This window comes from Vibrio sp. YIC-376 (genome assembly GCF_052353105.1).
GTDB lineage: Bacteria > Pseudomonadota > Gammaproteobacteria > Enterobacterales > Vibrionaceae > Vibrio.
Map to the genome: position 1 here is coordinate 83,367 of NZ_JBBWFK010000003.1, position 21,208 is coordinate 104,574.

Annotated in this window: 22 protein-coding genes; 6 read left to right on the forward strand and 16 right to left on the reverse strand. The window is 41.2% G+C overall.

Features of this window, described 5'->3' with window-relative positions; all coding sequences use genetic code 11:
- The first annotated feature begins 342 nt into the window (after positions 1–342).
- Complete coding sequence (locus WJM94_RS07370; protein WP_444493600.1) at positions 343–627, forward strand: putative quinol monooxygenase; 285 nt, start codon at positions 343–345, stop codon at positions 625–627.
- A gap of 307 nt (positions 628–934) precedes the next feature.
- Here the strand turns inward: WJM94_RS07370 and WJM94_RS07375 are convergent, their stop codons facing one another.
- A complete protein-coding gene (locus tag WJM94_RS07375) occupies positions 935–1,840 on the reverse strand; it encodes a sugar phosphate isomerase/epimerase family protein (RefSeq protein WP_444493601.1) in 906 nt (301 codons plus the stop codon).
- A 448-nt stretch (positions 1,841–2,288) separates the two neighbouring features.
- On the opposite strand from WJM94_RS07375, the gene WJM94_RS07380 reads away from it, so the two are divergent.
- Complete coding sequence (locus WJM94_RS07380) at positions 2,289–2,774, forward strand: DUF2938 family protein (RefSeq protein ID WP_444493602.1); 486 nt, start codon at positions 2,289–2,291, stop codon at positions 2,772–2,774.
- Positions 2,775–2,887: 113 nt separating this feature from the next.
- On the opposite strand, the gene WJM94_RS07385 is transcribed toward WJM94_RS07380, so the two are convergent.
- The 12 genes from WJM94_RS07385 to WJM94_RS07440 all read right to left on the reverse strand — a co-directional run bounded on the left by WJM94_RS07385 (position 2,888) and on the right by WJM94_RS07440 (position 13,285).
- Positions 2,888–3,478, reverse strand: a complete 591-nt coding sequence (locus tag WJM94_RS07385) for a TetR/AcrR family transcriptional regulator (protein ID WP_444493603.1) — start codon at positions 3,476–3,478, stop codon at positions 2,888–2,890.
- Between the two features lie 168 nt (positions 3,479–3,646).
- Positions 3,647–4,594: a thioredoxin-disulfide reductase gene (gene trxB / locus WJM94_RS07390; RefSeq protein WP_444493604.1), complete on the reverse strand. Its 948-nt coding sequence runs from the start codon at positions 4,592–4,594 to the stop codon at positions 3,647–3,649.
- Between the two features lie 16 nt (positions 4,595–4,610).
- A complete protein-coding gene (locus tag WJM94_RS07395) occupies positions 4,611–4,937 on the reverse strand; it encodes a thioredoxin family protein (RefSeq protein ID WP_444493605.1) in 327 nt (108 codons plus the stop codon).
- Between the two features lie 99 nt (positions 4,938–5,036).
- Positions 5,037–5,360: a thioredoxin family protein gene (locus tag WJM94_RS07400; protein ID WP_444493606.1), complete on the reverse strand. Its 324-nt coding sequence runs from the start codon at positions 5,358–5,360 to the stop codon at positions 5,037–5,039.
- Positions 5,361–5,371: 11 nt separating this feature from the next.
- Positions 5,372–5,800: an OsmC family protein gene (locus WJM94_RS07405; protein WP_444493607.1), complete on the reverse strand. Its 429-nt coding sequence runs from the start codon at positions 5,798–5,800 to the stop codon at positions 5,372–5,374.
- Between the two features lie 40 nt (positions 5,801–5,840).
- Entirely contained in the window at positions 5,841–7,025 is a 1,185-nt protein-coding gene (locus tag WJM94_RS07410; RefSeq protein WP_444493608.1) for an MFS transporter, read from the reverse strand.
- 251 nt (positions 7,026–7,276) lie between these two features.
- Entirely contained in the window at positions 7,277–7,591 is a 315-nt protein-coding gene (locus WJM94_RS07415; RefSeq protein ID WP_444493609.1) for an ArsR/SmtB family transcription factor, read from the reverse strand.
- A gap of 121 nt (positions 7,592–7,712) precedes the next feature.
- Positions 7,713–9,107, reverse strand: a complete 1,395-nt coding sequence (gene lpdA, locus WJM94_RS07420; protein ID WP_444493610.1) for a dihydrolipoyl dehydrogenase — start codon at positions 9,105–9,107, stop codon at positions 7,713–7,715.
- A 254-nt stretch (positions 9,108–9,361) separates the two neighbouring features.
- Entirely contained in the window at positions 9,362–9,991 is a 630-nt protein-coding gene (locus WJM94_RS07425; RefSeq protein WP_444493611.1) for an ArsR/SmtB family transcription factor, read from the reverse strand.
- A gap of 350 nt (positions 9,992–10,341) precedes the next feature.
- Positions 10,342–10,758 carry an ester cyclase gene (locus WJM94_RS07430; protein WP_444493612.1) on the reverse strand — a complete coding sequence of 139 codons (417 nt, stop codon included), beginning with the start codon at positions 10,756–10,758 and terminating at the stop codon, positions 10,342–10,344.
- 280 nt (positions 10,759–11,038) lie between these two features.
- The gene (locus WJM94_RS07435) at positions 11,039–11,383 is read right to left on the reverse strand and encodes a YajD family HNH nuclease (protein ID WP_444493613.1); all 345 of its coding nucleotides are present in this window, start codon (positions 11,381–11,383) and stop codon (positions 11,039–11,041) included.
- 450 nt (positions 11,384–11,833) lie between these two features.
- Entirely contained in the window at positions 11,834–13,285 is a 1,452-nt protein-coding gene (locus tag WJM94_RS07440; RefSeq protein ID WP_444493614.1) for a RimK family protein, read from the reverse strand.
- Between the two features lie 73 nt (positions 13,286–13,358).
- Between WJM94_RS07440 and rimI the strand changes: the two genes are divergently transcribed.
- Positions 13,359–14,468, forward strand: coding sequence for a ribosomal protein S18-alanine N-acetyltransferase (gene rimI / locus WJM94_RS07445; protein ID WP_444493615.1), 1,110 nt, complete (start codon positions 13,359–13,361; stop codon positions 14,466–14,468).
- A 696-nt stretch (positions 14,469–15,164) separates the two neighbouring features.
- Here rimI and WJM94_RS07450 read toward each other — a convergent pair.
- Together WJM94_RS07450 and WJM94_RS07455 are read right to left on the reverse strand one after the other, a co-directional pair.
- A complete protein-coding gene (locus WJM94_RS07450; RefSeq protein ID WP_444493616.1) occupies positions 15,165–15,488 on the reverse strand; it encodes a heavy metal-binding domain-containing protein in 324 nt (107 codons plus the stop codon).
- 237 nt (positions 15,489–15,725) lie between these two features.
- Positions 15,726–16,607, reverse strand: coding sequence for a LysR substrate-binding domain-containing protein (locus tag WJM94_RS07455; protein WP_444493617.1), 882 nt, complete (start codon positions 16,605–16,607; stop codon positions 15,726–15,728).
- Positions 16,608–16,761: 154 nt separating this feature from the next.
- Here WJM94_RS07455 and WJM94_RS07460 point away from each other — a divergent pair, with 154 nt between their 5' ends.
- Positions 16,762–17,961: an MFS transporter gene (locus WJM94_RS07460; RefSeq protein WP_444493618.1), complete on the forward strand. Its 1,200-nt coding sequence runs from the start codon at positions 16,762–16,764 to the stop codon at positions 17,959–17,961.
- A gap of 480 nt (positions 17,962–18,441) precedes the next feature.
- The gene (locus tag WJM94_RS07465; protein ID WP_444493908.1) at positions 18,442–19,053 is read left to right on the forward strand and encodes an START domain-containing protein; all 612 of its coding nucleotides are present in this window, start codon (positions 18,442–18,444) and stop codon (positions 19,051–19,053) included.
- Positions 19,054–19,642: 589 nt separating this feature from the next.
- On the opposite strand, the gene WJM94_RS07470 is transcribed toward WJM94_RS07465, so the two are convergent.
- Positions 19,643–19,996, reverse strand: coding sequence for a DUF1428 domain-containing protein (locus WJM94_RS07470; RefSeq protein ID WP_444493619.1), 354 nt, complete (start codon positions 19,994–19,996; stop codon positions 19,643–19,645).
- Between the two features lie 166 nt (positions 19,997–20,162).
- On the opposite strand from WJM94_RS07470, the gene WJM94_RS07475 reads away from it, so the two are divergent.
- On the forward strand, positions 20,163–21,146 hold the full coding sequence (locus WJM94_RS07475; RefSeq protein ID WP_444493620.1) for a zinc-dependent alcohol dehydrogenase family protein: 984 nt from the start codon (positions 20,163–20,165) through the stop codon (positions 21,144–21,146).
- Positions 21,147–21,208 lie beyond the last annotated feature (62 nt).

Consider the following 21,208-nt stretch of genomic DNA (forward strand, 5'->3'; position numbering starts at 1 on the left):
AGGAACTGGACAAAACCTTTCACCTCGGTCAGGAGTATCAGATTTACTTTATGCAGTATTTGGTTAACAGTATTCAGTACCTCTACCGTGCCTGATACATTTTTGCCCCAAGACCACTAGATTAGTTGCTTGTCCATTTGCGCTTTTACTATTTAGTCCTAGCTAAAGTCATTCGAACGCCAGCATTTACTTAAGTGACTAGGCTCAAAATACCACATTTCCCAATGGTTCAGTTTTTCGAAAGCAATTAGTTGAGTATTGAATTAAGCTACTTTCAATACAACCAAGGTGTTATTCTCAATATTTGTGCTTTGGCATATCCGCTAATAACGAGGGCTAAAAATGTATAAGTTTCTGATCACGATAAAATTAAAACCGAATACTCTGGAAAAAATCCTTGAAAAAGCACCAGCGGTACAAGTGCTGACCCGTGCAGAGCCAGGCTGTATTCATTATGATTTTTTTACTTGCACAGATGATCCAAATAAGCTTGTTTTTATCGAGTGCTTTGAATCAAAAGAAGATCATGACTGGCACTGTGAACAGGCATACACCAAAGAATTCATAACTTTTCACGAACAGTTCCATGAATCTCTGAGTTTTGAACAGGTCAACATCAGTGAATAAAAGAACTCATTAAAAATAATACGATTTTGACAAAGTTTCTGGTCCAGCTTTGCTCATGTGCTATCCGCAATCAGACATGAGCAAAATTTAGCCAGCCATCTCATTTTGCCCAGTTCCCTATCAGATAAGTACTTATGGACAGAACCGTTTCAGTGATTTTTCTAAATTATCAAGTAACGGATAACTTCAAGTATGGGAAAGTCACTTAGCGTACTTCAATTGAGGAGCACGGGGAGACATAATGATAAAAAAGTAGAGACACACTAATGCTTGTCTCTACTGTTGAAGAACCAGAGCGTTTAATTAATTATTTAAGGAGTAATTCGCGTTCAATTCTTTCCCTGGCTTCTATAGCTTGAGTTGCCATTTTTTCAGGGAAGCCGAAGTAAGACACGCAAGCAATCGCATCACCACCAACCTTGAACTTTTTATTAGCGAAGTCCATGTCACGCAGTGTTGAAAAAACAGCATCAAAATCTACGTCACCTTCTCCCATAGCCAGATGCTGGTGAACCGTTACATCAGCAGATCCTTTTCCATTTAGCCATGGTGGATTTAATATGTAACACGTGTCTAAGGTCTGATTAAATGTATCAGCAAAAAGTACATGGGATAAATCATCGCCAGCATACTGCAGCATCTGACGTACATCACCTTTGCCTTGGTCATAAAAAAATCCGTGTGCAGCTGAGTACACGTAGGTCAGGTTGTCTGAGCGAAATGATTTTACCAAATCACAAGTCTCATTATTCAACTCACAAAAATCATAAGGGTGCGATTGGATTTCAACACGTATACCTTCTTTTTCAAATAAAGGAAGGAGTTCTTCCATAGAACGAAACCACATTCCATTACAAATTTCTTTCTGATTTGGATCGCCAGAAAGTTCGGTATTAATCACCTGAACATCCATATCAACAGCAATTTCAATCAATCTTTTCCAATTTGCTACCGCATGTCGGCGTTGTTCTTCTGTCGGACCAGACCAACGATAGACACAAATAAAGGAAGAGATATCAACGCCAGCTTGTCTGAGGGCTTTCTTGTACTCTGCCTCACATTCTCGGGAGAACAGCGGATGTTTATAAAAAGGATTAATACGCGGGTGAGGAGACTGTTCAATATATTTATAACCCCAGTCTGCAACTTGGTGAACCATATCGGAAATACTCATCTGCTTTGCGAGTACATCTACATCAAATGCAATCTTCATCTTTACTCCAAATTTTAGTCAACAAATAACCACTCTTATAAATCTCATAATCTAACGAACATTAGATTATATATTTCACTAATGGTGTAAAGTGAAATATTTAATTCATTAGGACTATCTTTGGATTCCGTGATGACGCTTGAAAAATCAAAAGAAAGCCAAGCATACCGTTGCTTTTAACCATGCGCTAGTAGGTACTTTAGTCTTGATTAATACTGACGTTAACACTGTCCATCCTCACTATTCCACTGTACTATAGAATAACAGATTTAAGTATGAAGCAGCACAGTCTACGCACCAACGCTAGTACACTGCAAACAGAACTGACTCAAGAATCCAACGAACTCACATACTTAATACTCCGACTTAAATTGTAGACTCGTGGTTCTATGGAATTAGGGTCTATTGACCCATCCGTCAGCGAATAAAAACAGAGGAAAGAAGAAAAATGGAGAATATGTTGTATTTTTGCCTAGTAGTGGGCATTGGCTCAACCATCATTCTGGATTTATGGGTAACACTTGTTGAAAAATTGCTTGGCATTCCACAAACCAATTGGGGCATAGTCGGACGTTGGATTTTCGGAATACCAAAAGGGAACTGGGTTTTAGATACATCAATTGATAAAGCCCCAAATGCACAAGAAAAGACGCTAGGTTGGCTATTTCATTATGTCGTCGGTATTGGTTACGCTGTCCTGATCATTCTATTGTTTGGCGCTAGTTTTATTGATGAACCTAGTATAATGCCAATCATTGTTGTCGGATTGGTACTAAGCACCCTTGCTGGATTAGCCATTTTAATGCCTGCGTTAGGGGCTGGTTTTATGGGACGATTAGTACCAAACTGGTTTGCGATGTTTATCTATTTAGCCGTTGCACACGCGGTATTCGCAGCAGGCCAATACGGTTTCTCTATGTTGTATATTTCATAACGAGATAACAACGTGCTGAACACTTAAGGTGGCAGCTTGCTCTGTAGTCACCTCATTCAATTTTCCAATTTCAAACCTTTCTCGTACAACAGCACTTTTAACTTAAGCAATACTCACCACTGTTCTAAAAACACTTCACATGCCGCAAGTAGTTGCTCACGACCCATGCCATCTCTTGATTGAATAGAAAGGCCATTGATGAATGTATCAAGCATCATAACAAAACCTTCAGAATCTAGGCTTTGTGGCCACTCTCCGCCCCTTAACCCTCGTTGGACACAACTCATTAACGCACTTCGAATATCATTCCGTACTGAAAGTGCCATCTGCTCTATTTCTTTATTATCATCACAACAATTAAGCCCGGAAAGCACCGCCATACATCCTGTCGGTGTCATTGGGGAAGTTTGCATGTTAATGGTTTTAATCAGCATATTCTTAATCGCTGACTTTGCAGGGACACTTTCATTATTGAGTTCAGAAAGTGTCTCGCCACAGGTATGCGTGTAAAGCTCCAGACACTCTTGATACAGTGCTCGTTTAGAACCAAATGCGGCGTAAAAACTGGCAGCAGAAAGATTCCCCAAAACTGCTCGAAGTTCAGCCAGTGATGTACCTTCAAACCCTTTTTGCCAAAACAGATCCATTGCTTTTTTTACCGCTTCATCACGGTTAAATTCTCTGGGACGCCCTGTTCGAGCCATATCAATACCTCACAAAATAAAGGGAATACATTAATTCGTTGCCAGTTGAAGAACTGAATATTTTAACTGATTTAAAAGCAACAAGCCCGAAACATATACCATGTTTTCGGGCCTGATTTTTACTAAATGTAATCTATATAGCATCACTTAGAACACTATTTCACCCAATTAGTCACTTAAGCTTGCTAAGTATTGTTCAGCATCAAGTGCTGCCATACAAACGGTGCCCGCTGAAGTGATCGCCTGACGATAGTGACTGTCACTCACATCACCGGCAGCAAACACTCCCGGAATACTGGTCATAGTGGCGTTGCCATTCGTACCAGAATTCACTTTCAGATAGCCATTATTCATCTCTAACTGATCCTGAAAAATCCCCGTATTCGGTTTATGTCCAATGGCAATGAATACACCATCCAGCTCAAGATTTTCTGTCTCTTGCGTTGTGGTCGATTTGATTCGTAAACCGGTCACACCCATATCATCGCCCAACACTTCATCGAGTGTGGAATGCCATTTGATAGTGACTTTCCCTTGTTTTACTTTCTCAAACAATCGGTCTTGCAGTACCTTTTCCGACGTTAACTGGTCGCGTCGATGAATCAAGGTAACGTGTGAAGCGATATTGGAGAGATACAAGGCTTCCTCAACCGCAGTATTACCACCACCGACAACAGCAACCGGTTTATTTCTGTAGAAGAAACCATCGCAAGTTGCACAAGCAGAAACGCTACGCCCTTTAAAGGCTTCTTCACTCTCCAGACCCAAATACTTAGCGGTTGCACCAGTCGCTATAATCAGCGCGTCTGCCGTATAAGTGCTTTCACCTTTCAACACAAAAGGCTTCTGATTCAGGTCAACCTGAGTAATGTAGTCATACTCTATCTCAGTGTTAAACCTTTCAGCGTGTTCTTTTAGTTGCACCATTAACTCTGGTCCCTGAATGCCATCAGGGTAACCCGGCCAGTTTTCAACATCCGTTGTAGTCGTAAGCTGGCCACCAACTTCGATACCAGTGATTAATAGAGGCTCAAGGTTAGCCCGGGCGGCATAAATTGCAGCGGTATAACCGGCAGGACCAGAACCCAAGATGATTAATTTGCGATGTTTACTCATACTCTGACGCCTCTGCTTATTTTGCGCTTAGTACAAGTTCTTCCAGTTTTGGAGCTGGCATCATACCCGCAGAGCGAGTCACTTCTTTGCCATCTTTAAATACAACCACTGTAGGAATACTTCTTACGCCTAGTTGAGCTGCCACTGATGGAAATTCATCAATATTCACTTCACCCATAATTAATGAATCATCAGAAACACGGCTTGCCACTTCATCATAGATTGGTGACATCATGCGACAAGGCATACACCACTCCGCCCATAAGCGAACAGCAAATGTAGAACCATTTTGTAGGTTTTCCTGGAATGTAGTGTCATTTAGTGTAGTGACTTTGGATGTCATAATTTGTTCTCCTAATTATTATGGAATAACCAATCCATAATTCAGATGTGCAAAGTCGTCATTTAATCGTTACTTTGCCGCATTAATAAAATTGGTGTGTTACTTGATATATTTTTCAACCTGACGCTGAAGATCATCACTGAGGATCACACCATCGATTCTTTTTACTTCTTTACCATTCTTGTAGATGACGATAGTTGGGATACTTCTGATACGACACCGCTCAGTGAGTTCCTGATGTCTGTCAACATTCACATCATAAAATTCAGCTTTGCCACTGAGTTTCTTTTCTGTTTGTTGGTATACCCTAGTCATCATCCGGCAAGGAGGACACCAACTTGCCCAGAATCGAAACAGGGAAACTCCCTGTTTCTGCTTAACAACCTGATTAAATCGCTTGGTATTCGCATCTAAAACCGGCATGTGGATTTAACTTATTCAGCGAAAGTGACGTTTGCCTGTGCGGTCACTTCCACACCCGCTTTGCGTGCAAGGTTTCCGATCAGACAAATCTTGTCAGCCTTGGCTGTGTATTCTGTTGCCTTAGCAACGTCGTCTTGTGTTGCCGCTTTTGACAATACAATGTTTGCGATGTGATGAATGGTAAAATTATCACCTTCTTCCTGAGCTGTGGTTTCCACTTTCATAGAGTCCAGAGGAAGCTTTTTGTTATCAGAAATGGCTGTTAACGTAGAAAGAAAGCACGCAGCGGTAGACGATACATACAGCTCTTTTGGATTGCTGTATTCACCCAAACCACCGTAGACAGCTGGAATGCTGATTTTAGTCTCCATGCCTTCACTCTCGATCAAACCTGAACCTTTCATACCACCTTGCCAAGATAGATCTAATTTAATATCCATGATTTCTCCTCACTATATGTATCTAAAAATTTGAATTTACTTATTCTTGTGTTGCTAACTTTTTGCTGTCTTTTGACTCCAATACACCGCTGTAAACAATCAGCAATACACTGATAGCGACCACGGCCGCAGCGGCGGGTGCCGTTGCCAATAGGCCATATTTCGCAACAACGAAGCCACCAACCGAAGCGCCAACGGCAATACCAAGGTTGAACGCGGCGATATTCATACTGGATGAAGCATCAATCGCTTGCGGGAAATGCTTCTCTGCTTGCTGTACAACATACAACTGAAGAACCGGCACGCTACCAAATGCTGCTGCACCCCAAATCATAACTAACGGAATAACGTAGTATTTGTTAGTTGCAACGAAGCCAAACAGAAGCAGTGTCAGAGCCAACGAAATAAAAATGCCTGCTGATGCTTTCAACGGACCTTTTTTATCCGCCCATTTCGCCGCGTAAGTGTTGCCAAACACAACGGCGATACCGTAGAAAATCAGAATGGTGCCGATTGCTGACGTTGAAAATCCGGTAATTTTGCCCAGGATTTCTGACAGGTAGGTATACGCGATAAATGAACCGCCATAGCCTATCCCCGTGATCAGGAATACCAGTAGCATGCGTGGAACACCGATAACAGAAAGTTGTTTGAATACACTTGCTGGTTTAGGGCGCTTAAGGTTTGCGGGTAACAAGAACCAAAGTGAAACCATACTCACAAAACCCAGTACACTAATTAGCGCAAATGCCGCACGCCAGTTGAGCCATTCAGTGATAAAAGCCCCTGCCGGAACACCAGAAACAATCGCGACAGTCATACCAGAAAAGACAATACCGATCGCGCGGCCAGACTTATCTTTAGACACTAAATCCGCAGCAATCACTGTTGCGATGGAATAAAAAACACCTTGAACCACACCCGCTAAAACACGACCTAAAAGAAGTAACGAATAGCTTGGAGCAAGAGTCGTTAACAAGTTCGCCAGAGCAAACAGAAGCATCAACCCAACGGTTAATTTTCTGCGGTCATATTTGCTCGAAAGTGCAGTTAAAATCGGAGCTGCAACCGCAACACCTAACGCGTAGTAAGAAACAAGCAGTCCAGCCGTCGGAATGTCGACATTCATGTCACCTGCGATAACGGGCAAGATACCCACTACCACAAATTCTGCCATACCAATCCCGAACGCAGCTGCTGCGAGTGCATATAAAGCAACAGGCATAATTAAAAAAACCTCAATTGTAGAACGACTGATCTACAATTTATGATCGACAAAGATTTCTGTCAACACATTTAAAGATCGACCGTTCCACAATTAAGTAGAAAGTGATTATTCAGTAAAAACAACTTCAACCTAATTTATTGTTTTTAATAAAATTAGTGATTAATGACTGACGGGTGGATATTCTGAAAATTTTTAGCTTAGACGTTAAGCGAATAGAAAAAAGGACTTGGGTGAGGAATATATTTAACTTATCTCATATGCGCTATTGTTCGCCAATTATTAAGCAAAGCGACATCCATAATATGACGATACAAATCTAATATTTCTGTGGTGCTCACACGATAATACACTCGATTTCCCTCTCTACGAGTGGTTAATACACCATGAGTCCTCATGACACGTAAGTGAGCTGAAACAGATTTGACACCAATCCCCATTGCGTTGGATAAGTCTTCAACACACCTTTCATGCTCGCTGAGTAGATCAATTAACTGTAAACGCTTTTCGTGACCAAGTGCTCTCACAAAGTCACCCACATTTTCATACGTAGTAGAATCTAACAAAATCGGTTCCTCTAGATAAACGCATTTCGAACAGCGTTTACAAATAATCCCTCTGGATGAAAATCACTGACCAAAACTAAAAAAAGGGCTACCCGAATGGATAGCCCTATCAACAAGCTAATTATGGATATGCTTTATAAATCGCATGACCAAATACATCTTCCGCCGCCTCATGAACCCCTTCTGCAATGGTTGGGTGACCATGAATCGTTGAGATGATATCTTCAATGGTCGCACCCATCTTAATAGCCAGTGCGCCTTCGTGAATCATATCGCTCGCACGTGGACCAAGGATGTGCATGCCTAGTACTTTTTCAGTTTTAACATCAACAACAAACTTAACTGTACCGTGCTGTTGAACGATCATAGTTTTTGCATTACCTGCTAAATCAGATTTACCAAGTTTAATGTCGCCAACGGCTTCTTTAGCCGCTTTTTCTGACAAACCAACACTAGCAAATTCAGGGCTTGTATAAACACAAGCTGGAGTTGTTGAACCGTCAAACGCTACTTCACTACCTTTAACCATATTCTTCGCAGCAACGATGCCCTGTTCCATAGCAACGTGAGCTAGCATGTAACCACCAGTACAGTCACCTAATGCGTAGATATGAGGTACATTTGTTTGCATGTATTCATTAACAGCGATAGCACCTTTCTCTACAGCAACGCCGGTGTTTTCAAGGCCAAAACCAGTTACTAGTGGTTTACGGCCTACTGACATCAGCACAGTAGAAGCTGATAGTGATTCCTGACCATTTTCAGTTTCGAAGAATACTTGCACACCCTTATCTTGTTTCTCAATTGCAGAAACTTTAGCGTTCACACGGATATCAACACCTTCTGCAATCAAAGCTTGAGCAAGCTGTTCAGATAATTCGTCATCCATATGAGACAGAATTTTGTAGTGCGCTTCGATGATTGACACTTTAGAACCAAGACGAGCCATAAGCTGAGCAAACTCAACACCAATTACACCACCACCGATGATGACTAATTCTTCTGGAACTTCAGTCAGAGAAAGTGCTTCATTACTAGTGATAACCTCAGGTAAATCAGAGCCAGGAATATTGATCATGGTAGGAACAGAACCAGTTGCCAATACAAGCTTGTCGAATTCAATCTCCTGCTCTGTACCATCAGCGGCAACCACTTTTGCTCTATGATCAGAAATGATTTCAGCAGTACCGTATAGAACTTCTACGTTTTTGCTTTCAACTAACCCGTTTACGCCGGTAGTGATCGTATCAAGAATGTGACGTTTACGCTTTTGTAGTTGCTCCATATCTACTGAAGCAACTCCAACATTAATACCTAATTCTGCAGCATGCTTAATCTCATGAAGCACATCTGTAGTATGCAATAGCGTTTTAGTTGGGATACAACCCTGGTGTAAACAAGTACCACCTAGTTTGTATTTCTCAACAACGATAGCTTTCGCACCAAATTCAACTGCTTTAATTGCCGCTACATGACCACCAGGACCACCACCAATCACTAAAATGTCAGTTTTCATAAAAAGCCTCTATATCCAATATTCTAAAGATTTTAAGAATTAACTGACAGTGAGATTAGCATAAGGAAGGAAACAAAAATTGCTTCTGATCAATATTATTCTAGTAATCTAATGATTTTTAGAATTGTGAGTATCTGCTAGTAATTTGCAGAGCAAAAGAGACATTAACTCAATTGCTTTTGTCTTCCTATAGATAGGGGGGAAATAGATTACATGACACTATAATCTATTGATTAAAATGGCATTAAGTCGAATTACTTCGCAACTTCAAACCCTGACGCAGCCCATTCATCTAAGCCATTGCGATACATTTTTACGTTCAGCCCTTTGTCCTTAAGGATATTTGTCGCATCAATAGCTTGAATACAATAGTAGCCCTCGCAATAAACGACGATCATCTCATCTGAATTTTCATAGTTTTCGGCCCATTGTGTAAGTTCATCAACAGGAATAGAAATTGCGCTAGGAATATGACCTTCTTCGTACATATCGGATTCACGAACATCCAATAACACAGTTTTCTTCGACTCTAATGCACCAAGTAGGTCTTTAAGCGTAAGGCAAAAATCACTATTTTTGTCTAAAGGGGTGATATCTTTATTGGATAATGCCACTTCCCATAAAGACTGAAATAATTTCAATATGTTGTCGTTACGTAGTCGATAATAAACCCTAAGACCTTCTTTACGTGTAGTAAGGATTCCCTGAGTTCTCATGACCTTAAGGTGGGCAGAAACTGATTTAACGCCAATTCCCATAGCGGTAGCTAAGTCTTCAACACAACGCTCATGGCTACTAAGCAGCTCTATAATTAATAACCGCTTTTCATGCCCTAAAGCTTTTGCAAACTCACCAACATTTTCATACGCATAAGAATCAACCAAACTTCTGTCTCCAAACCCAATACTCGTGACTAGTCAGGTGAGTATACATTGGCAGGGTTTACAAATCATCATTAACAAATTCTATGTAACCACGTGAACAACTGCATTAGAAAGATGGGTCAAATGACCAGCCCACAAAATGTTGCGAGCAAATGATCTAAGTGGAAATGAGGCAAAATCAATTCAGTCATACGTGACTGAATTGAAGATGGATAAAAGTAAGGCAAGCAGATGGGAGTAGGAAAAAGTTGAATTGCGACTCGGTGTTAAACAGGTTTCTATCGCTACAATAAACGGCAACGACGGAGGTGCAGTGTGCCGCAGTGAGTTTGATAACCTTGCTAGGTGAGCTATGCCCAGCCGAGTTGTTGAAGACTGATAGTATCATTCCATATTTTAGTCATATGCCTGATAAGGTCACCTTCAAATTGAATCGCATAGACATAATCAGCTTCGACAGTATTCCCTGTAGGATCGACCGGTCCACCCGGACCAGTTTGTGTACCATGAAAGACAGCGAAAGCAGTAACAGTATTCCGCTCTTTGTCTTCTGAAAAACTTTTCAATTCGTACCGACCATCTGGAATAGGTGTTAATAACCCCTTCGTCCATGTTGTATAAGCTTCTAGGCTGTCAATATCTGCCAATGTGCCAGCCTGAGAGGAAAAAGTTGCACCAGAGTGACAATAAGATTTGCATGCATCCCAGCCTTTCCCTGTTTCACATGCGTCGAAAAATTTCATGGCGGTTTCTAATCTGTTGCTCATGAGTTATTTCTCCTTTGTTTATTACTGTCTACTCTTTGGTATAGCACTGTTTCCTTGTTATATCAGGCAACGGTACTTATTTAATACGTCATACTAAAACAATTGCTTCTTCAGCCATTAGAAAAATTCGGTCAGTGAATGACAGTAGAAGTGTATGAAAAAACTCAAACCAAATGATTTTTTGGCACTTTTGAGGTAGAAGGTACCCACCGGGCAGGAATGAGTCAGCCGATAGCTGACTGACTTTGCACAAGCCTCAAATAGCTTGAGTACTATAGAATCACTTCTTCATCATCTTTGCGAGATCAGCAAATGGATTGTATGTCGCCCCTTGGTGTTCATCTTCACCAGGCTTGATTTCACTACCATAACGTTCATGTTCTAGGTATTTACTATGCTCATGATCGTGGCAATAGAGACACAACAACTCCCAGTTACTGCCATCTTCTGGATTATTAGTGTGATCATGATCTTTGTGATGAACCGTTAATTCACGCAGATTTGAGTATACAAACTCTCGTGCACACCTTCCGCATACCCAAGGATAGAGTTTAAGTGCTTTCTCTCGATAACCAGCTTCTTTACGTGCATAACTGGCACTGGTTCCGTAATAATCTGATGACATATTTGTATCCCTATGTGTTACTTAATCTCGGATGCTAGCACGAGCACAAGTTGGAAAAAATGATTAAGGTTAAGCCTCACGCTGCTCTTCATAATCAGGTCATGAGGCGCGCAATGTCGAGCGAGAAGCCGAAATCAGGACATTACAAACCTATTTTAGTCCCGAGCTCTATCTTCCTCAATAGGGTAGGAACACCGGTGGAACAAAGTTGGTTAAATGAACAAGACTATTAAAATAAGTGCTAGTAAAGAGGATGCACTTAATCAGCTGGTGATTGAACTGTTGTTCTAAATGATTGGGGAGCGCTTTCGATTTATCAAACAGCTCCGTTAAAACGGAGCTGAACCTGGATGTGATAGCTTAACTATTGAGGCAGCTTCTCGCTAAATTCGAAAAATAAGACAGTTTGGTTATCGCTATTCTAATAAAAGTCAATTTAACGACAAACTCTTAAAGTCCACGCATTTGAATGCGACGCAAAAACTCGGTTACGATTCGGTCGTAGAGTAGGTCGCCTAAAAACGCATCTTCAACATGATGATCAATGCTTGGGTTGTCATTGACTTCAATAACATAGGCTTTATCGTCAATCTCTTTGACATCAACCCCATAGATTCCACTACCTATTAAATTCGCGGCCTTGATTGCGGCATCAATCACTGATTTAGGGGCATGTTTTATATCAAGAGTTTCAAAGCCGCCTGAAGTAACTTTGCCAGTATCATGATGTTTGTAAATCTGCCAGTGCCCACGGCTCATAAGGTATTTACACACAAAGATTGGTTGACGGTTTAGAACACCAATACGCCAATCAAAATCGGTTGGCAAATACTCCTGAGCTAATACTAACGTGCTTTTCTCAAATACTTTCTGACATTGTACGGCTAGCTCTTCGCGATTCTTAACTTTAACAACGCCAATGGAAAATGCACCATCTGGCACTTTTAAGACCATTGGAAAACCGATGCTGAGCGCCGCATCTTCCAGCATATTATCCGCACCCGCACGTAGAATCATACTGTTAGGAATTGGTACTTTATTTAAAGTAAGTAACTCGGTCAAAAATACCTTGTTTGTACATTTCATGATCGACTCAGGATCATCCATGACCACTAGACCGAGGTTTTCTGCAGCTTTAGCAAATTTGTAGGTAAAGTTGGAAATATTGGTCGTTGCACGAATAAAAAGACCATCAAACTCCCCTAGTTTTCCTATGTCATTTGGCCCAATAACTTCCATATTAATCCCTATGCGATTCGCTGCGCGTTGAAATCGTCGAATTGCTTTTGGATCGGAAGGTGGCATTTTCTCTTCTGGGTCAATAAGAACGGCAATATCGTAACGATATTTTTTGCTTTTCTTTCTATTGCGCCATACTTTGTGTGAAAACATCTCTAATGACTCGGCAAAGAAATCTTGCTCGCTATCATTCAATGACTGGAATGCGCACGCTTCTAATCGAGCCAATTGCCATTTTTTATTTATACGGATAAAGCTTGCATCAAGAACTGGCACCATAAAATGCTCAAATATCCGGTGAGCCGCATTTTCTAAGCCTTTTAATTCAGTGCGGCCAAAATAAATCTTCGCATCGATCTTATCCTGATTACCAAAATGACGTTCAAAATCGTTTTGTCTGAGGTTTAGCATGAACTGTTGGCTGAGGTCGTTAATCGTCATGACTCGTGGTATGACTCGATGGTTTCTTGCTTCGGCCATCAGCGAGCAATAATAGCCATTGCTCATGTAATCATAAGAACGACAGAGATTGATGAGCTGAATGTTTTTATTTTCAGTAAAAGCACCGCTAGTGAGGTAATCATTAATAGAAACAACATTTTCAGATGGAAAATACTGTTTCCAGTCGCTTAGTTCATCGGTAACAATAAGGATGTTTGCCATGCGTTAATTCCTATTGAGAGAATTCCGTTTTTACTCTTAAATAACAGCATTAAACCAACTTATCGAGGCTGCAATGAAATATAGCAACGCTCAACTCTGTGATTTAGATGCACTGCTCCACTTGGAGAATGAGGTATTCACCAGTGATAAAATCAGCCCTAGACAAATGAAACGATTTATTCAATCCGATCACAGCCAACTCTTTGTCGCGAAAGAGGGTGAGCAGCTCGCTGGATATGCCTTAGTGCTTTTTAACCAAGCGACACAACTTGCACGTCTCTACTCTATCGCCGTGTCTCCAGATTTTAGGGGCCAAGGCGTTGCAAACAAGTTAATTACACAATGCGAAGAAAGCACTGTTGGACGCGGATACATTACTCTAAGACTTGAAGTTAGAGAAGATAATTCATCAGCAATAAAACTGTATGAAAAGCATGGGTTCAAGCCATTAAAAACTTTAATTCATTACTATGATGATCTGGTTGACGGACTAAGGATGCAAAAGCGACTAGTGACGCTTGGTCCAAGGTTGACTCTGCCGATGCCACTCTATGTACAAACTCTTCCGTTCACTTGTGGGGCGGCTTGTTTGCTAATGAGCTTTGCTGCCCTCGGGGGAACCAAACAGCCGACTCGTAAGAAAGAAGTCCAGCTCTGGCGAGAAGCGACGACCATTTTTATGGCCGGAGGACATGGTGGCTGCAGTGGCCAGGGCTTAGCGCTTGCTGCTCATCGCCGAGGTTTCTCTGTTGAGTTGTGGTCACACTCGAAAGATACACCATTTATCCATTCCGTTCGTGACCCACTGAAAAAATCGGTCATTGAACTTGTCCATGCTGATTTTGTTGATCAAATCGCACAAACAGATATCCAAGTTCAGGAAGAGCCCCCAAAAATCAAGCAAATCGAGGAATGGATTGAAAAAGGAGCAGCGGTTTTATTGCTTATTAGTACCTATCGTTTCAACGGTTGCAAAGAGCCACACTGGATTGTTCTTAGCGGAATGAGTGAACAATTTTTTTATTTTCACGATCCATTAGTGGAAGACCCTAAAAACGTTGTGTCTGCCGCTTCTATCCCGGTAGGGAAAAGCGCTCTGGATCAGATAGTAGGATTTGGTAAACAAAAACATACTGCATGTGTGGTCATATTTCCCAAACGAAATGAAGCAACAGTTTTCTAAACTTAATCAGAAGGCAGAAACCCAAAAAAGAAAAAACGGACTAATAACACTGATGTTAGCGGCGAATATGTTGTCAACATAACGTTCGACGACTATGAATATTATAGTAAGAAGTGCAATTTAGGTTGACACTATGCTCAGTTCAAAATGGGTGGGAAAATGGCGTCGTCAAAGGAAATTAGGTTTTGTGAACAGTGTCTATGCGAAACGACACATACTATCGTGCATAAAAGACCATCTTTACAGGCAAAAATGGTAGAACGTTTTGCTGAAAAGGCGAAAGAGGGGGTGATTGAAAAATTGGATGAGGAGTTAGATCTTTCAACGAGTCATAGTATTTGTGAGAAGTGTGGAAAGATAACGTCCTACTGAGTTTGGAAATAGCGCTCATATATTTATAGTTGCGTACATGTATAACAACAACTAGTACGTGACTGCACCATAAAATGGCCTGATTTAGACAGTAAATCAGGCAAAATTCTACGAAATACCAAGAGTTACGAAACAATTTTAAACAGCTCAATGAGAGAAATAACTCTCAGATAAATGGCAAAAGTGACGGTCCGCCAAGTAACAGGATGGCTGCAAAGATCCATTTCCTATTTTTCATTAAACGTCCTTGTAAAGGATTGATACACATAACCTTCTGTTATAAAAAATAACGCGGGTTTTGAGTCTATCTAAACGCGCTGCTGTTTACTTTTTAAACCTTACAGCCGTTCCACTGACACTGACCATCATCATGCCACCTTGCTGACCTACTACTTCATAGTCAATATCAATACCAACAATACCATCAGCACCTAAACGCTTTGCTTGTTCTTCCATCTCGGCAAAAGCTATTCTTCGCGCTTTCCCCATTTCCTCTTCATAAGCGCCCGATCTACCGCCGACGACATCTCGGATTGCTCCAAAGATATCTTTGAATATGTTCGCACCTAAAATAGCCTCTCCAACAACTACATCTAAATAGTCTTGTATTTCTCTGCCATCCACTGATGACGTCGTCGTTTTTAACATGCTAATTCCTTCATTTGTAAGCCGATAACACTTATTCCGTGGCACTAGGCACTTGATTTGGTTCTATAATGCAGCCTTTCGTATTCAACCTCAAAATAAAATCAGAGAGTTAGATCGCACATTGCACGCTTAGCCTTCAATCAGCAACGTAGAGCCATAAGAACATTCCATTCCCCTCTACTTTCAAGCTTCAAACTGGAAAAGAGTAATAAGAACGATTGAAAATTGACTGCCGTATCATAACGACAATCTAGGTTGGATGAAGTCGATAAAAGCCGAGATTCGCCTTGAGACAGAAGACGACTTGTAATAAACAGCATTGACTTGCTCTCGTCCAATATCAGCAAACTGTTCAGACTCTAAAAGAGGGATTAGTCGTCCTTCTTCAATATCTTTTTTCACCATAAAACCCGATAAGCACGCAATACCATTGCCAGCTAAGACTAACTGACGAACCGTTTCACCATTGCTTGAGGTAAAAGTTGGCTTTAAGACATCAAACCCTTTTAATGGCCAGTGGTTAAGAATCTTAGGGCTAGAAAAACCGATAGTTTCGTATTGCGCTAAATCTGCGGTTAGCTTTGGAATCCCTCGCCGAGAAATGTAGTCCGGAGAAGCGACAATATAGAGTGGACTCTTACCCAGTGGACGGGCATGTAATGTTGAATCCGTTAATTTCCCGATACGAATAGCAAGATCAGTTCTTTTCTCGATGAGGTCAACAAAGCCTTCGTTGGATGTGAGCTCGAGCTGAATATCAGGGTAAGAGTCCTTAAATCCCTGAACAAGAGGGACTAACTGATGGAATATGAAAGGGCTAGCTGCGTCGACACGTAACGTGCCTTTAGGCAGCTCTCCTCGCGAAATGATCTCTTCCTCAGCCTTCTGGAGTTGCGCTAACCCGATTCGAACAGAAGCAACAAATTGTCGACCTTCATCCGTGAGTTCTACACGACGAGTGGTGCGATTCAATATCGACACGCCAAGTTGTTTTTCTATCTTGCTTACCGCGCGGGATACTCGTGCTAATTGGATATCTAGCACTTCTGCAGCTGCCGAAAAACCACCACTGTCAACAACTGCTAATAAAATTTCCAAGTCATCAGAACGCGTCAACATCACTTTCCCCACACAAGTCATACACCCAACCAATTATTGCACTTATAACAAATATCATTTGCCATAAACATCGTTTTTCACAATTAATGATTTACGCATAATCCAGCTCTCGAAAGAACAACAAAATATGACTCAATTAATAGGAAGAGAGATTATGCCTTTAGCACTTCTTGCATTGACGCTCAGCGCCTTTGCTATTGGAACAACGGAATTCGTTATTGTAGGGCTTATTCCAACCATGGCCTTAGACTTACAGGTATCCCTGCCCTCTGCAGGACTCTTAGTGAGCCTATATGCTCTTGGTGTTGCGGTTGGCGCACCAGTATTGACAGCCCTAACAGGCAATTGGAATCGAAAAAGTGTTTTACTTGCCGTCATGTCGCTATTTGTGGCGGGTAATGTATTGGCATGGCAAGCTCCGGGTTACAACACTCTGATTTTAGCGCGCATTCTTACTGGACTAGCACATGGTGTATTCTTTTCAATCGGTTCTACAATTGCTACAGGACTGGTTTCAAAAGAAAAAGCAGCTAGTGCCATCGCGATCATGTTTACAGGCTTAACAGTCGCGCTGGTAACAGGGGTGCCGCTAGGTACTTACATCGGGCAATCTTTTGGTTGGCAGGCGACGTTCTTGATAGTAGCGGTTCTTGGTTTGGTTGCTTTAATCGGAAGCGCGTTTTTGGTGCCAAGTAACCTCAAGCAACCTCCTGTGACTAAGTTGACGTCACAACTAAAAGTATTGACGCAACCTCGCTTGCTACTGGTCTACGCAATCACTGCTTTGGGCTATGGCGGCACATTTACTGCCTTTACTTTTTTAGCCCCGATTTTGGAAGAGGTATCGGGATTTGATTCAAGTGCGATTAGCTTGATCATGTTGGTGTACGGCGTTTCTGTCGCGGTGGGCAACATTTGGGGTGGAAAAATGGCTGATAAAATGGGGCCGATTAAAGCACTCAAAGTTATCTTTTCTGCTCTTGCTACTGTTCTGCTTGTATTTAACTTTTCTGCAGTCAACCCTGTAGCTGCTGTTGCCACCATTTTAGTTTGGGGAGCGTTTGCGTTCGGTAATGTTCCTGGCTTACAAGTTTATGTAGTGCAACTGGCAGAAAAGCACACACCTGACGCCATAGATGTCGCTTCAGGTCTGAACATTGCTGCATTTAACGTCGGTATAGCACTAGGCTCTTGGGGAGGCGGTATGATCGTTGCGAAAGCTGGCCTAATGAATACACCATGGATAGGAGCTGTTATCGTAGCTATCGCTCTAGCTCTCACTAGCTTGAGTGGTAAACTCGATAAACACGCCAAAGATAGCTCAGATTTTAATAATGTAACGCAGCGCATTTAGCGAAATTTTCCGAAGGATTTCGTTTGTTCTTAACCAGCTAAAGATTACTTTGGCTGGTTTTGCATTTTTAAAAGTCAGGCCAACAAAGTTTGAACTACCCTAAACCAAAAATTGCTTTCGACGGTAGTCGTCACATACTAACCGATCATTCGCTTTATAGAACATCGCAGCTCACTTTCACTCGCGAAGGGAAATCTAACTATTTTTTTGCAATAGCTCCAACAAGGCATAATCGTCTTTATCGAGTGGCATAGCAGCCATTCCGTGAGAAATTTTCTCACCAACGCTATGAAATTACAGCAAGGTAACCTAATCGCTGATCGTTGTTCTCTAAGATGGATGTTTCTAAGCGATCGACGGTCTCATTTAATATTAGTCCGTACTTTGTTGTATATAGAAGATCAAATTGTATAAGCTTGATATCAAGACAGTTTTACGAGTAAGGGAATCATGACAAATTTACGAGTTAGCGTACTTATTATGTCCGTGTTAATGTCATGTACGGCGAGCGCGGTAGTGGGCAACTACTGGCAGTTTGAAAACAATGATGACGGAATAACCATTTACACGCATGAGCATAAAAAAGGCTTGGTTGAGATTCGCGCTCAGATGTTCACTCCAACCACTTACGGCGCATTTTTAACGCTGCTGGAAGACAGTGACAATATTCCTAATTGGGTTGATAACGCCAGCCACAGTCGAGTTCTACAACAAATTTCAGCCACTGAAAACATCGTCTATACGCAATTTTCCGCTCCATGGCCGGCAAAAAATCGAGACATGGTTACGTATTCTAAGTATTGGCTTGATGAGCTAGGATTCACATTAAAAATCCAAGACGCGCCAGAATCAACGCTTGCAGAGCAAAGCGGCTATATTCGTATTCACTCCGTTGATGTCATGTGGAAATTACAGAAACTTACCAATGGCACTACGTTTATTGAGTACAAGGCATTTGCTGACCCAGGTGGAGTACTGCCAAATTGGTTAGTAAACAATCTCTCTAAACAGAGTGCCCGAACAACATTTACCAAATTAAGAGAGCAACTGCCCAGATACCAGCAATACTCTCACCCCCAAATAGCTGAGTGAGTTCAATACGTACTTAGGCAAAAATTGATTTAAGGTTGACCCAATAAGTTGTCTGGTTTGGATGATAACAAAGATGATTCAAAGTAAATAAGATAAGAACAACTCTGACTAAACACTTACTCCATATCGTCTTAGACAGCGAGTGATACGCTGTGCGGATAATGCTTGCTGAGAGAAGTATTTGGGACGTGGATGATGCTGTCGAGAACCAAAATTTAATAAATGCGATGCATATTAAATTTCGATTCCATATGAAGCTTGTTTAGGTAGTAAAAAACTCTACACGGTGACCTTGATCATCCGCTAACACCATGTGTTATGACTCAATTTGACTACTTACATTACACATTTTGAACGGAGCCAAACTATACTTACGAACCTATAGGCAATCTTTCTCTATCTACTTTAAAACCAAACCATAGATATCTTTCGAGCATCTTGCGTTAGCCATTTAGTACATTGAAGAGATTTACAGTTAACGTTCAGTATTGAAAAGATAGCTAGAAACGCGTTAGAGATGCGTCCCTAACGCGGGAATATTAGAATAGAAAAATACTTTTGAGTTTTTACACTTTCATGCATTTACTGATTATTTTTCTAAAATGACATCAAAACCACCATAGATAAGTCGCTTACCATCAAACGGCATTGGGTTATTGTCTGGACTCATTCGCGAATCTTCCATCACTCGCCGCCAGCCAGCATCTCGGACTTCTTTAGATGGCCAGATAACCCATGAGAACACGACGGTCTCATTATTCTCCGCTTTTACCGCCATTGGGAACGACGTTATTTTACCGTCAGGAACATCACTTCCCCAAGTTTCGACTACCTTTAATGCCCCGAATTCTATGAACATTCCCGCTGCTATTTCTGCGTGTTCAATATATTTTTCTTTGTTTACTGTTGGTACAGCAGCAACAAAGCCATCGACATATGACATAGCTGAACTCCTTTTTAGTGGAGTTATAACCATAGTCCAATGCAGTAAAAGCATCTAACCCTTTTGAGAAGACTGTGGACATTCAGATTATCTATGGTTAACAATGCCAGCCTAGAGCAGGTCACCTAGGTATTCTGCTGTATTTACACAATCAAGTAGCTTTGAGATGACCATGATAAACACACGAGTCAAGCAACTTTATTTCGGAAATCCGAAAGAGACATTGATGTTAGAAAATGTACCTTTAGACTCGCTTGAAAACGACAAAATCCGTGTCCAAATTGCAGCAACCAATATTAATCCAAGCGATCTATTGTCTATTCATGGAATTGGTCAGTATCGTCATAGTCATAAGCCTCCCAGAATCCCCGGATTTGAGGCTGTTGGACAAGTTATAGAGTCCAATCACGATGATTTTTCCGTGGGACAAAAAGTCGTCGTTGCAACAAAAGGTACATGGCAGAAGTACATTGATGTATCACCTGATAACCTTTTCCATATTCCTGATACCTTAGAAAATGGTTACGCTTGTCAATTGTATATTAATTCGTTAACGGCTTGGGTTATGACCACCGAGATAACAAAGTTGACGAACGATGACGTTCTCATCATCAATGCTGGCAATTCAGCCATTGGTAAAATATTTGCCCAGCTATCTTTATCACTTGGATACACACTTCTTGTCGTCACATCACAACCTGAAAATTATCGGTATGATTCAATCCAAGTGTTAAATGCAAAAGATGATTTAATCTATCAAATTCATAATCTTGGATTACCTAAACCTAATGTCGCATTTGATGCTATAGGTGGAAAAGCTGGCACAACGCTCATCCAAGTCCTTGGTGATAACGCGCGATTTATCAACTATGGCACTCTTTCAATGGAATTATATGAGCCTCGCTTTTTCGAATACGCGAAAACTTACAATATCGACTTCAGCACTTTTTTCTTACGTTACTGGGAAAACAAGGTTGGTAAGGATGTTCGGCGCGAAAAATTTACTATTATGTTGAACCACTTCATCCGCAATAAAATACAGCTAGATGTAGACCGATATCTTCCATTAGATGCAGTTCACACTGCTATCGATATTATTGAAGCTAAATCTTCGACTTTACACGGCAAGATTATTTTAACCCCCATGTAAATCCTAAATAACTTTTCCAAATGAAAAATGGCAGCTCATTCATATCTAGAGCTGCCACTGAA

What these genes read in the sequence shown, in the direction of transcription:
- WJM94_RS07370 (WP_444493600.1), top strand. Translation starts at nt 343, where the DNA reads ATGTATAAGTTTCTGATCACGATAAAATTAAAACCGAATACTCTGGAA.
- WJM94_RS07375 (WP_444493601.1), bottom strand. Translation starts at nt 1,840, where the DNA reads ATGAAGATTGCATTTGATGTAGATGTACTCGCAAAGCAGATGAGTATT.
- WJM94_RS07380 (WP_444493602.1), top strand. Translation starts at nt 2,289, where the DNA reads ATGGAGAATATGTTGTATTTTTGCCTAGTAGTGGGCATTGGCTCAACC.
- WJM94_RS07385 (WP_444493603.1), bottom strand. Translation starts at nt 3,478, where the DNA reads ATGGCTCGAACAGGGCGTCCCAGAGAATTTAACCGTGATGAAGCGGTA.
- trxB (WP_444493604.1), bottom strand. Translation starts at nt 4,594, where the DNA reads ATGAGTAAACATCGCAAATTAATCATCTTGGGTTCTGGTCCTGCCGGT.
- WJM94_RS07395 (WP_444493605.1), bottom strand. Translation starts at nt 4,937, where the DNA reads ATGACATCCAAAGTCACTACACTAAATGACACTACATTCCAGGAAAAC.
- WJM94_RS07400 (WP_444493606.1), bottom strand. Translation starts at nt 5,360, where the DNA reads ATGCCGGTTTTAGATGCGAATACCAAGCGATTTAATCAGGTTGTTAAG.
- WJM94_RS07405 (WP_444493607.1), bottom strand. Translation starts at nt 5,800, where the DNA reads ATGGATATTAAATTAGATCTATCTTGGCAAGGTGGTATGAAAGGTTCA.
- WJM94_RS07410 (WP_444493608.1), bottom strand. Translation starts at nt 7,025, where the DNA reads ATGCCTGTTGCTTTATATGCACTCGCAGCAGCTGCGTTCGGGATTGGT.
- lpdA (WP_444493610.1), bottom strand. Translation starts at nt 9,107, where the DNA reads ATGAAAACTGACATTTTAGTGATTGGTGGTGGTCCTGGTGGTCATGTA.
- WJM94_RS07430 (WP_444493612.1), bottom strand. Translation starts at nt 10,758, where the DNA reads ATGAGCAACAGATTAGAAACCGCCATGAAATTTTTCGACGCATGTGAA.
- WJM94_RS07435 (WP_444493613.1), bottom strand. Translation starts at nt 11,383, where the DNA reads ATGTCATCAGATTATTACGGAACCAGTGCCAGTTATGCACGTAAAGAA.
- WJM94_RS07440 (WP_444493614.1), bottom strand. Translation starts at nt 13,285, where the DNA reads ATGGCAAACATCCTTATTGTTACCGATGAACTAAGCGACTGGAAACAG.
- rimI (WP_444493615.1), top strand. Translation starts at nt 13,359, where the DNA reads ATGAAATATAGCAACGCTCAACTCTGTGATTTAGATGCACTGCTCCAC.
- WJM94_RS07450 (WP_444493616.1), bottom strand. Translation starts at nt 15,488, where the DNA reads ATGTTAAAAACGACGACGTCATCAGTGGATGGCAGAGAAATACAAGAC.
- WJM94_RS07455 (WP_444493617.1), bottom strand. Translation starts at nt 16,607, where the DNA reads ATGTTGACGCGTTCTGATGACTTGGAAATTTTATTAGCAGTTGTTGAC.
- WJM94_RS07460 (WP_444493618.1), top strand. Translation starts at nt 16,762, where the DNA reads ATGCCTTTAGCACTTCTTGCATTGACGCTCAGCGCCTTTGCTATTGGA.
- WJM94_RS07465 (WP_444493908.1), top strand. Translation starts at nt 18,442, where the DNA reads ATGTCCGTGTTAATGTCATGTACGGCGAGCGCGGTAGTGGGCAACTAC.
- WJM94_RS07470 (WP_444493619.1), bottom strand. Translation starts at nt 19,996, where the DNA reads ATGTCATATGTCGATGGCTTTGTTGCTGCTGTACCAACAGTAAACAAA.
- WJM94_RS07475 (WP_444493620.1), top strand. Translation starts at nt 20,163, where the DNA reads ATGACCATGATAAACACACGAGTCAAGCAACTTTATTTCGGAAATCCG.